The organism is Pseudomonas sp. OST1909, from assembly GCF_015277575.1.
GTDB lineage: Bacteria > Pseudomonadota > Gammaproteobacteria > Pseudomonadales > Pseudomonadaceae > Aquipseudomonas > Aquipseudomonas synxantha_A.
Genome location: NZ_CP063780.1, coordinates 1,505,081 through 1,518,964, shown reverse-complemented (window position 1 = coordinate 1,518,964; position 13,884 = coordinate 1,505,081). Strand labels below are relative to the sequence as shown.

At 60.6% G+C, this 13,884-nt stretch carries 13 protein-coding genes; 5 read left to right on the top strand and 8 right to left on the bottom strand.

The annotated features are described in order from the left end of the window. Positions 1 to 169 precede the first annotated feature (169 nt). From lon to cmoB, 5 genes are all read left to right on the top strand, one after another. The gene (gene lon / locus IH404_RS06695) at positions 170 to 2,590 is read left to right on the top strand and encodes an endopeptidase La (protein ID WP_005785163.1); all 2,421 of its coding nucleotides are present in this window, start codon (positions 170 to 172) and stop codon (positions 2,588 to 2,590) included. 200 nt (positions 2,591 to 2,790) lie between these two features. Beyond that, on the top strand, positions 2,791 to 3,180 hold the full coding sequence (locus IH404_RS06690) for a protease inhibitor I42 family protein (RefSeq protein WP_078820365.1): 390 nt from the start codon (positions 2,791 to 2,793) through the stop codon (positions 3,178 to 3,180). Position 3,181: 1 nt separating this feature from the next. Continuing rightward, the gene (locus IH404_RS06685) at positions 3,182 to 3,838 is read left to right on the top strand and encodes a lysoplasmalogenase (protein WP_194440173.1); all 657 of its coding nucleotides are present in this window, start codon (positions 3,182 to 3,184) and stop codon (positions 3,836 to 3,838) included. A 35-nt stretch (positions 3,839 to 3,873) separates the two neighbouring features. Further along, on the top strand, positions 3,874 to 4,617 hold the full coding sequence (gene cmoA, locus IH404_RS06680) for a carboxy-S-adenosyl-L-methionine synthase CmoA (protein ID WP_194440172.1): 744 nt from the start codon (positions 3,874 to 3,876) through the stop codon (positions 4,615 to 4,617). Beyond that, positions 4,614 to 5,570, top strand: a complete 957-nt coding sequence (gene cmoB / locus IH404_RS06675; protein WP_005785155.1) for a tRNA 5-methoxyuridine(34)/uridine 5-oxyacetic acid(34) synthase CmoB — start codon at positions 4,614 to 4,616, stop codon at positions 5,568 to 5,570. The genes cmoA and cmoB overlap by 4 nt, the downstream gene beginning before the upstream one ends. Positions 5,571 to 5,710: 140 nt before the next feature. Here cmoB and tadA read toward each other — a convergent pair whose 3' ends face one another. The 8 genes from tadA to lepA form a co-directional block, all read right to left on the bottom strand. Next, positions 5,711 to 6,208 carry a tRNA adenosine(34) deaminase TadA gene (gene tadA / locus IH404_RS06670; protein WP_005785153.1) on the bottom strand — a complete coding sequence of 166 codons (498 nt, stop codon included), beginning with the start codon at positions 6,206 to 6,208 and terminating at the stop codon, positions 5,711 to 5,713. Next, entirely contained in the window at positions 6,208 to 7,590 is a 1,383-nt protein-coding gene (locus IH404_RS06665) for a multicopper oxidase family protein (protein ID WP_005785151.1), read from the bottom strand. Before IH404_RS06665 ends, tadA begins: the two co-directional genes overlap by 1 nt. Positions 7,591 to 7,815: 225 nt before the next feature. Then, entirely contained in the window at positions 7,816 to 8,559 is a 744-nt protein-coding gene (gene pdxJ, locus IH404_RS06660; RefSeq protein ID WP_005785150.1) for a pyridoxine 5'-phosphate synthase, read from the bottom strand. A 51-nt stretch (positions 8,560 to 8,610) separates the two neighbouring features. Next, the gene (gene recO, locus IH404_RS06655) at positions 8,611 to 9,300 is read right to left on the bottom strand and encodes a DNA repair protein RecO (RefSeq protein WP_005785148.1); all 690 of its coding nucleotides are present in this window, start codon (positions 9,298 to 9,300) and stop codon (positions 8,611 to 8,613) included. A gap of 154 nt (positions 9,301 to 9,454) precedes the next feature. Further along, on the bottom strand, positions 9,455 to 10,357 hold the full coding sequence (era, locus tag IH404_RS06650; RefSeq protein ID WP_005785147.1) for a GTPase Era: 903 nt from the start codon (positions 10,355 to 10,357) through the stop codon (positions 9,455 to 9,457). After that, positions 10,350 to 11,039, bottom strand: a complete 690-nt coding sequence (gene rnc / locus IH404_RS06645) for a ribonuclease III (protein ID WP_005785145.1) — start codon at positions 11,037 to 11,039, stop codon at positions 10,350 to 10,352. Before rnc ends, era begins: the two co-directional genes overlap by 8 nt. A 152-nt stretch (positions 11,040 to 11,191) precedes the next feature. Beyond that, a complete protein-coding gene (gene lepB, locus IH404_RS06640; protein ID WP_005785144.1) occupies positions 11,192 to 12,046 on the bottom strand; it encodes a signal peptidase I in 855 nt (284 codons plus the stop codon). 5 nt (positions 12,047 to 12,051) lie between these two features. Continuing rightward, positions 12,052 to 13,851 (bottom strand): translation elongation factor 4, encoded by a 1,800-nt coding sequence (gene lepA / locus IH404_RS06635; protein WP_005785142.1) that lies wholly within the window; start codon positions 13,849 to 13,851, stop codon positions 12,052 to 12,054. Between the last annotated feature and the right edge of the window lie 33 nt (positions 13,852 to 13,884).

Sequence of the window (13,884 nt, the reverse complement as noted above, 5' to 3'; positions counted from 1 at the left end):
AAAATGCCGCGTCTGCCTCAGGACGCGGCATTCAACCGCTCTACAGCGCCGGAGGCCATCTGCGCCATGCCCGGAAATCTCATGCAATATGTTGCTATCTCACCCCCACCATTGAAACCACTGCTCCCCCGCCCCATCTAACCTGCATACTCCCTTATGCAGGTGCCCCATGAGCGACCAGCAAGACGTCCCTGATTACGACCTCAACGATTACGCCGACCCCGAAAACGCCGAAACCGCCTCGTCCAACACCGGCCTGGCGCTGCCTGGGCAGAACCTGCCGGACAAGGTCTATATCATCCCGATCCACAACCGGCCGTTTTTCCCGGCGCAAGTGCTGCCGGTGATCGTCAATGAAGAGCCGTGGGCCGAGACCCTCGAGCTGGTGAGCAAATCCGACCACCACTCCCTTGCCCTGTTTTTCATGGACACGCCGCCAGAAGACCCGCGGCACTTCGACACCTCGGCCCTGCCGCTGTACGGCACCCTGGTCAAGGTGCACCACGCCAGCCGCGAGAACGGCAAGCTGCAATTCGTCGCCCAGGGCCTGACCCGTGTGCGCATCAAGACCTGGCTCAAACACCATCGCCCACCGTATCTGGTGGAGGTCGAATACCCGCATCAGCCCAGCGAGCCCACCGACGAGGTCAAGGCCTACGGCATGGCGTTGATCAATGCGATCAAGGAACTGCTGCCGCTCAACCCGCTGTACAGCGAAGAGTTGAAGAACTACCTCAACCGCTTCAGCCCCAACGACCCGTCGCCGCTCACCGACTTCGCCGCCGCCCTCACCTCGGCGACAGGCAATGAGTTGCAGGAAGTGCTGGACTGCGTGCCCATGCTCAAGCGCATGGAAAAAGTGCTGCCGATGCTGCGCAAAGAGGTCGAAGTGGCGCGCCTGCAAAAAGAACTGTCTGCCGAAGTGAACCGCAAGATCGGCGAGCACCAGCGCGAATTCTTCCTCAAGGAACAGCTCAAGGTCATCCAGCAGGAGCTGGGCCTCACCAAGGACGACCGCAGTGCGGACGTCGAGCAGTTCGAGCAGCGCCTGGAAGGCAAGGTGCTGCCGGCCCAGGCGAAAAAACGCATTGATGAAGAATTGAACAAACTGTCGATCCTGGAGACCGGCTCGCCGGAATACGCCGTCACGCGCAACTACCTGGACTGGGCCACTTCGGTGCCATGGGGCGTGTACGGCGCAGATAAGCTCGACCTCAAACACGCGCGCAAGGTGCTGGACAAACACCATGCGGGCCTGGATGACATCAAGAGTCGCATCCTCGAATTCCTCGCGGTGGGCGCCTATAAAGGCGAAGTCGCCGGCTCCATCGTGTTGCTGGTAGGCCCGCCGGGCGTGGGCAAGACCAGCGTGGGCAAATCCATTGCCGAGTCCCTGGGCCGACCGTTCTACCGTTTCAGCGTCGGCGGTATGCGCGATGAGGCCGAGATCAAGGGCCATCGCCGCACCTACATCGGCGCCCTGCCCGGCAAACTGGTGCAGGCACTGAAAGACGTGGAAGTCATGAACCCGGTGATCATGCTCGACGAGATCGACAAGATGGGCCAGAGCTTCCAGGGCGACCCGGCATCGGCGCTGCTGGAAACCCTGGACCCGGAGCAGAACGTCGAATTCCTCGACCACTACCTGGACCTGCGCCTGGACCTGTCCAAAGTGCTGTTCGTGTGCACCGCCAACACCCTGGACTCGATTCCGGGCCCGTTGCTGGACCGCATGGAAGTGATTCGCCTGTCGGGCTATATCACCGAAGAAAAAGTCGCCATCGCCAAGCGCCACCTGTGGCCCAAACAGCTGGAAAAAGCCGGCGTCGCGAAAAACAGCCTGACCATCAGCGACGGCGCGCTGCGTGCGTTGATCGACGGTTATGCGCGGGAAGCCGGGGTGCGTCAGTTGGAGAAACAACTGGGCAAACTGGTGCGCAAGGCGGTGGTCAAGCTGCTGGATGAGCCCGACAGCATAATCAAGATCGGCAACAAGGACCTGGAAAGCTCCCTGGGGATGCCGGTATTCCGTAACGAGCAGGTGCTGTCCGGCACCGGCGTGATCACCGGCCTGGCCTGGACCAGCATGGGCGGCGCCACTTTGCCGATTGAAGCAACGCGTATCCACACGCTCAATCGCGGCTTCAAGCTCACCGGGCAGTTGGGTGAAGTGATGAAGGAATCCGCCGAAATCGCCTACAGCTACATCAGCTCGAACCTGAAGTCGTTTGGCGGTGATCCGAAGTTCTTCGACGAAGCCTTCGTTCACTTGCACGTGCCAGAAGGCGCCACGCCGAAAGACGGCCCGAGTGCGGGTGTGACCATGGCCAGTGCGCTGCTGTCGCTGGCACGCAACCAGCCGCCAAAGAAAGGCGTGGCCATGACTGGCGAACTGACCTTGACCGGGCATGTACTGCCGATTGGCGGGGTGCGTGAAAAGGTGATTGCGGCGCGGCGCCAGAAGATCCACGAGCTGATCCTGCCGGAGCCCAACCGTGGCAGCTTTGAAGAGTTGCCGGAGTACCTGAAGGAAGGCATGACGGTGCACTTCGCCAAGCGCTTTGCGGATGTGGCGAAGGTGCTGTTCTGATAGAGCTCTAGCGCCTGAACCGGCCTCATCGGGGGCAAGCCCCCTCCCACAGGGAACCGGCGTCGTGGATGACAACGCGGTCAAATGTGGGAGGGGGCTTGCCACCGATGGCGTGAGTGGCCGCGACACATACCCTCCTTGTCACACCCTGGCTCATCTTCGGTTATGCTCGCCCTTCGTCGTGTATAAACGGAGCCTCCATGACCGCTGCCCGCCTGCTTCTCCCCTTGAGCCTTGCCCTGTTGGCCGCGTGCGCCAGTGCGCCGAAGCAAAACGTCACCGTGGACAACCAGAGTGCCTGCCCGCTCCAGCTTAAAACCAATCAAAACCTGATCCTTACCTTGCCCAGCAATCCCACCACCGGCTACCGCTGGGCCATCCAGGACTCCGCTGGCGGTGTTCTGCGCGCATTGAGCCCCGAGGTCTATAGCAGCACCGAATCAGGTGTGATCGGCGGCGGTGGTCAATCGACCTGGCGCTTCCAGGCATTCGCCCCAGGGCAAGGCCGTTTGCGCCTGACCTCCCAGCAACCCTGGGAGCCGGAAGCCGAACCTGTCGAAACCTTTGACTGCGCCATTACGGTGAACTGATATGCCCTGGCTGATCCTTGCCTTGATGGGCGCCGGTACCTTTATCTACGGCCTGGCGACTCACGCGACGCTGCTGTGCCTGCTGGTCAAGCCACTGCCGGTTCTGGCACTGCTGGGTTGGCTGCATGACGCGCCGCCTACCGATTATCGACGCTGGATCAGCCTGGGGTTGATTTTTTCCGTGGTGGGCGACGTATTGCTCGCCTGGCCGGGGGACCTGTTTATCTTTGGCCTGGGCGCATTTCTGTGTGCGCATCTGGCTTACCTCAAAGCCTATTTCAGCGACTGTCGGCGTCTGGCAATAGTACCGCTGGTGCTGGCCCTGGCTGTCGGGGCGATCCTGCTGGGCATCCTGATCTCCCACGGTTTAGGCGAGTTGCTGATACCGGTGGTGGTTTACGCGCTGGTGATCAGCGCCATGCTCTGGCGTGCATTGGCAAGGTTGGGCAGCGCGGTACCGCAACGCTCGGCACTGCTGGCGGCAGCGGGTGCAGTGTCGTTTGTGTTTTCCGATACGTTGATCGGTATCAACCGGTTTGTATTGGCCTTCGATGCGGCGCCCTATTTGTTGATCGCCACTTATTGGCTCGGGCAATGGGGCATCACCGCCTCAGCTTTCCATCAGACAACCCGCGCATCCGAGGGCCAACTTGGCTAAAATGCCGGCCTTTCCCCCTCGTCGCCGGAACAACCGTGAGCAAAGAACCCGATCGCCTATTCGCCCAGCCCCTGCCCCAGGTGCCGGACTTCGCCTTTAACGAGGATGTGGTGCGGGTGTTCCCGGACATGATCAAACGCTCGGTACCGGGCTACCCGACCATCGTCGAGAACCTCGGCGTGCTGGCCGCGCAATTTGCCCAGCCGGATAGCGTGCTGTATGACCTGGGCGCGTCCCTGGGTGCCGTGACCCAAGCCCTGCGTCGCCATGTGCGCACCGATGGCTGCCGGGTGATCGCGGTGGATAACTCGGCGGCGATGGTCGAGCGCTGCCGCGAATACCTCAACGGCCAGGACTCGATGTTCCAGGAGCTGCTGCCGGTCGAGGTGATCGAGGGCGATATCCTCGCGCTGAAATTTGAGCCGGCATCGGTGGTAGCACTGAACTTCACCCTGCAATTTATCGCCCCTGACGAACGTTTGGCGTTGCTCGGGCGTATCCGCCAATCGCTGCTGCCGGGCGGGGCGTTGATCCTCTCGGAAAAGCTGCGCTTTAACGATGTTGAAGAACACGCACTGCTGACCGACCTGCATATCGCGTTCAAACGCGCCAACGGCTACAGCGAACTGGAAATCGCCCAGAAGCGCAGCGCCATCGAAAACGTCATGAAACCCGACAACCTCGAAGAACACCGCGAACGCCTGCTGGCAGCCGGGTTCTCGAAAGTCGTGCCGTGGTTCCAGTGTCTTAACTTTGCCTCGTTGATTGCCTTGCCATGATTGATTTATCCCCCCTCGCCCGCCATCTGGTCGGCACTCCTTTGGCCGTTTGGGCCCAGGGCCTGCAAGCGCAGCTCGACAGCAAGATGGAAAAAGGTCACGGCGACCTGGAGCGTTGGCAGAGTGCTTTGGACGCACTGCCGAAGATCCAGCCCAACGAAGTCGACCTGTTGAACGGCCTGGTGCTGGACACCGATTGCGACGACGAAACCCGCGCCCGGATGCACTCGGCACTGATGGGGCTGAGCCCATGGCGCAAAGGCCCGTTCCACCTGTTCGGCGTGCATGTGGACACCGAATGGCGTTCGGACTGGAAATGGTCGCGGGTTGCGCCGCACTTGAACTTGAAGGGCAAACGCATCCTCGATGTGGGCTGCGGCAACGGTTACTACATGTGGCGAATGCTCGGCGCGGGCGCCGACAGTGTGATTGGCGTGGACCCCAACTGGCTGTTCTTCTGCCAGTTCCAGGCAGTGCAACGTTACCTGTCTGAGCCCAAAGCCTGGCACCTGCCGTTCCCGTTCGAAGACTTGCCGGCGAACCTGGAAGGCTTCGACACGGTGTTCTCCATGGGCGTGTTCTACCATCGCCGCTCGCCGATCGAGCACTTGCTGGCGCTCAAAGACACCTTGGTCAAGGGCGGCGAGCTGGTCCTGGAAACCCTGGTGGTGGAAGGCGATCAGCAGCAGGTGCTGGTGCCGGAAGACCGTTATGCACAGATGCGTAACGTGTGGTTCCTGCCCTCGGTGCCGGCGTTGATGCTGTGGCTGCGCCGTGCAGGCTTCAGTGAGGTGCGGTGCGTGGATGTGAGCGTGACCACGGTTGAGGAACAGCGTGGAACAGAATGGATGAAATATCAGTCGCTCAGTGACTTCCTCGACCCCGAAGATCACAGCAAGACCATCGAAGGGCTGCCGGCGCCGATGCGGGCGGTGATCATCGCTCGCAAATAAGTCCACTATCTTCCTGAAAAAATGGAGATCAAATGTGGGAGCTGGCTTGCCTGCGATAGCGGTGGGTCAGTCAAGATTGGGGTGACTGACAGATAGCTATCGCAGGCAAGCCAGCTCCCACATTGATACTTAAGTGTTCTTCAGAGTGGTGGCTTGGCCCGGCGAGCCTTGAAGAACTCGCTCAACACCGTGCCGCACTCCTCGGCCAGCACGCCGCCTTCAAACAGTACCTTATGGTTGAGAAAACCCTGGGTAAAAAACTGCCCCTGGCTCTGCACAATCCCGGCCTTGGGCTCCAGTGCGCCATACACCACCCTTGCGATGCGTGAATGCACGATCAACCCGGCGCACATGCTGCACGGTTCCAGGGTCACATACAGCGTGCTGCCCACCAGGCGATAGTTGCTGATCGCTTGCGCAGCGGCGCGGATCGCGACCATTTCGGCATGGGCGCTGGGGTCGTTGCCGCTGATCGGGCAATTGAAGCCGCGGCCGATGATTGCACCATCCTGCACCAGCACCGCACCCACCGGCACTTCGCCCAGTGCGGCGCCTTGGGCGGCCAGGGCGAGGGCTTCGCGCATAAAGTCCTGGTCGCGGCTGCGGTCGATAATCGCGCTGGGGCGAATCTGGCGCATCACGCCACCTCGATAGCGGCCATCAGGCCGGTTTCCATATGGTCGATCACGTGGCAATGGAACATCCACACTCCCGGGTTATCCGCCACCAGCGCCACGCGGGCGCGTTCGTTCTTGCCCAGCAGGTAGGTGTCGGTGAAATACGGGATGACCTTGTGGCGGTTCGACGCGATCACCTTGAAGCTCATGCCATGCAGGTGGATCGGGTGCTGGTACTGGGTCATGTTCTTCAATTCAAAAATGTAGCTCTTGCCCTTTTCAAGCCTGGCAATCGGGCGGTCGGCACAGGTCTTGTCGGTGATGTCCCAGGCCTGGCCGTTGATCTGCCACAGGCTGGGCGGCTTACCGTTTTCGACATTGACCGACACCGAACCGACCCATTCGAAATTGAAGTTGAGTTTCTCGGCATTGGCCAGGTCCGGCTCGGCAACCGGGTTGGCCGGCAATGCTGGTGGCCACTGGGTAGGCGCATCGGTGTTGGCCACCGAACGGAAGGTGCCCAGGCGCACCGGGCCGTTGCGGATCGACAATTCTTCACCCGCCGGCGGGGCCTTGATTGCCAGACAGATGCGCATCCCCGGGCCCAGCCAGTATTCCTTGCCCAGCGGGCGCGGCTCGATGGGGTTGCCGTCAAGTGCGTAGATCTGTGCTTCGACGCCGGGGATGTTGAGGCGATAGGTCAGCGTGTTGTCGAGGTTGAGCAAGCGCACGCGAGTGATTTGCCCGGCGGGCAGGTCGATGACCGCCTGGGGCACGCCGTTGATGGTGGAGAGGCGCCCTGCAGTGCCGCCCCGCGCCGCTTCACGGGGGATACTGAACTCGACAAACGCCCCTTCTTCGTCGATGTGCCAGTTCTTCAGGCTCAAGGTACGTTCGTATTTGAAACCGGTGGGTTCTCGCTCTTCCACAATCAATGGGCCGACCAGGCCACGGCCAAGTTCTTCGCTGCTGCTTACGTGGGGGTGATACCAGTAGCTGCCGGCATCGGGCACGCGGAATTTGTAGTCGAAGTATTCGCCCGGCAGCACCGGCAATTGCGAAACGTAGGGGACGCCGTCCATTTCCAGCGGCAGGCGGATGCCGTGCCAGTGGATGGTGGTGGCGACCGGCAGGTGATTGATGAAACGTACCCGCAGCCATTCGCCCTGGCGCACGCGCAACTCGGTGCCAGGCGCGGAAGGGCCGAATGCCCAGGCTTGGGTCTTGTACCCCGGTACCAACTCTACGTCCAGGGGCGCCGCAATCAACTCGTAATCGTGCCCGGCCTCGGACTCAGCGACTTTCCCCAGCCAGTAGCGGTAGCCACCGCCGGCACCGACGCCTACTACGGCCAGGCCAGCAAGACCACCCAGGATTTGTCGACGGGAAAAGGATCGGGACACAACAACCTCGCGTATCTGCCGCAGGCCAAGGGCCCGCAAAGGGCTGATACGATACACCTGCGTCGGCTAAACAGTAAGGCTTCGCATTGCCGCACATTGAAAACGCCGAAGACTCGTCATGTGGGAGCTGGCTTGCCTGCGATTGCGGTGGGTCAGCTACGAATGCATCAACTGATACTCCGCTATCGCAGGCAAGCCAGCTCCCACATTGATCTTCATTGTTTATTAATGCTTGGCAGCGGCCAGAATCAGGGCTTTCATCTCGGCCACGGCGCCTTTGAAACCGACGAACAACGCATGGGCCACCAGCGCATGGCCGATATTCAGTTCGTTGATGCCCTTGATCGCCGCCACAGCTTCGACGTTGTGGTAGTGCAAGCCATGGCCGGCGTTGACGATCAAGCCTTCGTTGAGCCCGCAGTTCACGCCGTCGATGATGCGTTGCAGCTCGTCGGCCACTTCAGTCGGGGTGGTGGCGTCGGCGTAACGGCCAGTGTGCAATTCGATGGCCGGGGCACCAACCCGGCGCGAGGCTTCGATCTGGCGCTCGTCGGCGTCGATGAACAACGAGACTTCACTGCCGATCTTCGACAGGCGCTCCACCGCGGCCTTGATCCGCGCTTCCTGGCCGGCGACGTCGAGGCCGCCCTCGGTGGTCAGCTCCTGGCGGGTTTCGGGCACCAGGCAGATATGCGCCGGGCGAATGCGCTCGGCGAACGCCATCATTTCTTCGGTGACGCCCATTTCGAAGTTCATGCGCGTTTGCAGCACGTCCTTGAGCAGCAGCACATCGCGCTCCTGGATGTGGCGGCGGTCTTCGCGCAGGTGCACGGTAATGCCGTCGGCGCCCGCTTCTTCGGCGTCCAGCGCGGCCTTGACCGGGTCAGGGTAACGGGTGCCCCGGGCCTGGCGCAGGGTGGCGACGTGGTCGATGTTGACGCCAAGAAGAATGCGATTGCTGGTGGTCACGGAAGCGCTCCTGAAAAGGGAAAGAATCGGTGCACAGCATACACGGGGATGTCAGGGCTTTCGAAACAACTCGCGACTGACCAGCGGTCGCCCGCCCAGGTGCACGGCCAGGGCCTGGCGCATCAGGCGCTTGGCGGCGGACAAGGCGCCCGGCGCGCTCCAGTCCGCATCGCTCATGGCCAGCAGTTCGCTGCCCTGGAACAGCCCCGGCTGCAACAGGTACACGCGTTCAAGGCCCGCATCCACTTGCAGGCGGTACATGCCGTCGGCGGCGACGGGATCGCCGTGCAGGTCGTTGTGCAATTCAAAGCCATAGCCCAGGTCGTCGAGCAAGCGCCATTCGAAGGCGCGCAGCAGCGGCTCCAGGGGCCGGCCTTCAGCGAGGGCCAGCAAGGTGGCAGCGTAGTGATCGAAGACTGCCGGGTGCGGGTCTTCGGCGGGCAACAGGCGGATCAGCAGTTCATTGAGGTAAAGGCCGCTGAACAGTGCATCACCGTTAAGCCAGGCGGAAGTGCCGACGCTTTCCAGGCGGCCGACGTTTTTCAGCTCGCCCTTGCCGCGAAACTCCACATCCAGCGCCACGAATGGCCGCGCCAAGGTACCTGCCTTACCCCGTGCGCTGCGCAGCACCGCACGCAGGCGGCCTTGAGGCGTGAGGAAGTCCACCAGCGCGCTGGTCTCGCGATAGGCGCGGCTGTGCAGCACGTAGGCGAGTTGGCTGGGAGGTGGGGATTGAGACATGGGAACTCACTGCTGGAATGCAATTTTGAAAACCACACAACCTAATATGGGAGGGGGCTTGCTCCCGATGGCGGTGGGTCAGTTAACAAATAAGTGACTGACCCTCCGCTATCGGGAGCAAGCCCCCTCCCACATTTTTTACCCTGCGGTGTTCTTAAAGGTCGCCGTAGCCCAGTGAGCGCAACGCACGCTCATCATCGGACCAGCCACCCTTAACCTTCACCCACAGGTTAAGCATGATCTTGGAGTCGAACAGCAATTCCATATCCTTGCGCGCTTCAGTGCCGATGCGCTTGATGCGCTCGCCCTTGTCGCCAATGATGATTTTTTTCTGGCCGTCACGCTCGACGAGGATCAGCGCATGGATATGCAGGGTCTTGCCCTGCTGCTTGAACTCTTCGATTTCCACGGTGATCTGGTATGGCAGCTCGGCACCCATCTGACGCATGATTTTCTCGCGTACCAGCTCGGCGGCGAGGAAGCGGCTGCTGCGGTCGGTGATCTGGTCTTCCGGGAAGAAATGCTCGTTTTCCGGCAGGTAACCGGCAATCACGCGCTCCAGGGCTTCGAGGTTGTGGCCGTGCTGGGCCGAGATCGGCATGATCTGGGCGTTCGGCAGTTGTTCCTGCAACCAGGTCAGGTGCGGCATCAGCTCGGCCTTGTCTTCGATGCGGTCGGTCTTGTTCAACGCGACGATCAAGGGGCCGGTGACGTACTGCACACGCTCGAGAACCATCTGGTCTTCGTCGGTCCACTTGGTGCGGTCGACCACGAAGATCACCACGTCGACGTCTTTCAACGCCGCCGAAGCGGTCTTGTTCATGTAGCGGTTCAGGGCTTTCTCACCGCCTTTGTGCATGCCCGGGGTATCGACATACACCGCTTGCACGTTGCCTTCGGTCTTGATGCCCAACATGTTGTGACGAGTGGTCTGGGGCTTGCGCGAAGTGATCGCGAGTTTCTGACCGAGGATGTGGTTGAGCAGCGTGGACTTGCCCACGTTCGGGCGGCCGACGATGGCAACATAGCCACAGCGTGTTGCGGTTGAATCAGTCATGGCCATTCTCCACGCCCAGGGCAATCAGTGCTGCAGCGGCCGCTACCTGTTCGGCAATACGACGGCTCACACCCTGACCTCGGCTTTTTTCATTCAATAAGGTGATTTCACATTCCACGAAGAACACGCGGCAATGGGGCTCACCCTGGATATCCACCACTTCGTAGCGTGGCAGTTCGCAACCGCGGGACTGCAGGTATTCCTGCAGGCGGGTCTTGGGATCTTTGTTGGTGTCGACCAGTGTCAGGCTTTCGATTTCAGAAGCCAGCCAGGCGACCACGCGCTCCTTGGCCGTCTCCATCCCTGCATCGAGGTAGATCGCGCCGATCAAGGCTTCCAGGGCATCGGCCAGAATCGATTCGCGACGAAAACCGCCGCTTTTCAACTCACCGGACCCCAACCGCAGGTACTCACCCAGGCCGAAACCTCGGGCCAGCACGGCCAGGGTCTCGCCTTTCACAAGGCGCGCCCGCAGGCGCGAAAGCTGGCCTTCGCGCGCTTGAGGAAAACGCTCGAACAGCGCCTCACCGGCGGCGAAATTGAGGATGGCATCACCGAGGAATTCCAGGCGCTCGTTATTGCGCCCTGCAAAGCTGCGGTGTGTGAGGGCAAGGACCATCAATTCGGGGTCCTTGAAGGTGTAGCCGAGCTGGCGCTCGAGACGACTTAGAGAAACGGTCACGGTTTATCCATATCTAGTTGGTGGCACCGGCGGCCATCGACGATTGACGCAGTGTTCAAATTCACATCCTGGTTGGTGCTGCATGGGGCCGGACGATTAATTGTCCAAACCCCAGAAAAGCATTCGGCGCTGTGTTCACAGCGCCGCCTGTATTACTTGATCAGCCCGACCCGCGAGAAGTTCGGCAGGTGGCTGAGCTTGGGCTCCGGCCAACTCATCCAGACCGCGAAGGCTTTGCCGACGATGTTCTCGTCGGGCACCATGCCCAGCAGGTCCTTGGGAATATTGGGGTCATCCCAGTAACGGCTGTCATTGGAGTTGTCGCGGTTGTCGCCCATCATGAAGTAGTGCCCGGCGGGTACTTTCCACTGGCCATCAGGCATTGCGCGGTAGCGGCTCATTTCCTTGCGGATCTCGTGCTCTACCGCACCGAGTTTTTCCTGGTACAGCTCGGCGCTGCCCAGGGTGTTCGGCTCGGCGCCCAGCAGCTTCTCGGCCACCGATTCACCGTTGATGAACAGGCGCTTGTCGCTGGTGTAGCGCACCACGTCGCCCGGCAGGCCGACTACACGCTTGATGTAGTTGACGTTAGGGTCGCTCGGGTAGCGGAATACCATCACATCGCCGCGCTGCGGGTCACCGATCTCGATGACTTTCTTGTCGATCACCGGCAAGCGGATCCCGTAGGAAAACTTGTTCACCAGGATAAAGTCGCCCACGTCCAGGGTCGGCTTCATCGACCCAGAAGGGATCTGGAACGGCTCCACCAGGAACGAACGCAGCACCAGCACGATGAACAACACCGGGAAGAACGACTTGCCGTATTCAACCAGCAAGGGCTCTTTGTTCAGCTTCTCGACCACCACCGCATCGGGCTGGCTGACACTGCCCTGATAGGAAGCAATGGCCGACCGCCGACGCGGGGCGAAGAACACCAGATCGAGCAACGCCAGGAGGCCGCAAACGGCGACGGCGATAACCAGCAACAGCGGGAAATTTAGTGACATAGGACCTAACTATCCAACCTGAGCACCGCAAGGAAGGCTTCTTGTGGAACTTCCACGTTACCTACTTGCTTCATGCGTTTTTTACCGGCCTTTTGCTTCTCAAGCAGCTTGCGCTTACGGCTTACGTCACCGCCGTAGCATTTGGCCAGTACGTTCTTTCTGAGAGCCTTGACGGAAGTCCGTGCAATGATCTGCCCGCCAATGGCGGCCTGGATCGCAACGTCGAACATCTGGCGCGGAATCAGTTCTTTCATCTTCTCGGTCAGTTGGCGACCTTTGTAGTGCGCGTTGTCCTTGTGCACGATCAGCGCCAGGGCATCTACCTTGTCGCCGTTGATCAGCACATCCAGTTTCACCAGATTAGCCGATTGGTAACGATCGAAATGGTAATCCAGCGAAGCATAGCCGCGACTGGTGGATTTGAGACGGTCGAAGAAGTCCAGGACCACTTCGTTCATCGGCATATCGTAGGTCACTTGCACCTGGGTACCGAGGAACAGCATGTCGCGCTGTACGCCACGCTTTTCGATACACAGGGTGATGACGTTGCCCAGGTGCTCCTGCGGGACCAGGATATTGGCCCGCACGATTGGCTCACGCATGTCTTCGATGGCCGACAGATCCGGAAGCTTGGACGGGTTGTCGACGTAAATCGTTTCACCGGTTTTGAGCAACAGCTCGAAAATAACGGTCGGCGCCGTGGTGATCAGGTCCAGGTCGTACTCGCGCTCAAGGCGCTCCTGGATGATTTCCATGTGCAGCATGCCCAGGAACCCGCAGCGGAAGCCGAAGCCCAGGGCGTCGGAGCTTTCCGGGGTGTACTGCAACGACGAGTCGTTGAGGGTCAGCTTTTGCAGGGCTTCGCGGAAATCCTCGAAGTCGTCGGAGCTGACCGGGAACAGGCCGGCGTAAACCTGTGGCTGGATACGCTTGAAGCCGGGCAGTACGTCGACATCCGGCGTGGAGCTCAGGGTCAGGGTGTCACCCACCGGTGCACCGTGGATGTCCTTGATACCGGCGATGATGAAGCCTACTTCACCGGCTTTCAGATCAGCGGTGGCGGTGTGCTTGGGGTTGAATACACCGACGCTGTCCACCAGGTGGATCTTGCCGGTGGACTTGACCAGGATCTTGTCGCCCTTCTTGACACGGCCATGGCGCACGCGGACCAGGGAGACAACGCCCAGGTAGTTGTCGAACCAGGAGTCGATGATCAACGCTTGCAGCGGATCTTCGTAGTTGCCGGTCGGCGCGGGAATGGTGTGCACCAGGCGTTCGAGTACTTCGTCGACACCCAGGCCGGTCTTGGCGCTGCAGGTGACGGCGTCGGTGGCGTCGATGCCAATGATCTTCTCGATCTCTTCCTTGACGCGCTCAGGCTCGGCCTGGGGCAGGTCGATCTTGTTGAGCACGGGCATGACTTCCAGGCCCTGCTCGATCGCGGTGTAGCAGTTGGCAACCGACTGCGCCTCGACGCCCTGGCCGGCGTCGACCACCAGCAAGGCACCTTCACAGGCCGCAAGCGAACGGCTGACTTCATAGGTGAAGTCGACGTGGCCCGGGGTGTCAATGAAGTTCAGCTGGTAGGTGATGCCGTCTTTGGCCTTGTAATACAGAGTAACGCTGTGGGCCTTGATGGTGATCCCGCGTTCGCGTTCGAGGTCCATGGAGTCCAGTACCTGGGCTTCCATTTCACGCTCGGCAAGGCCGCCGCACATCTGGATGAATCGATCGGCCAGCGTCGACTTGCCATGGTCAATGTGGGCGATGATGGAGAAATTGCGGATATGACTCAAATCACTCACGGATCAACACTCAAAAAGGCTGCAGGCAGATTG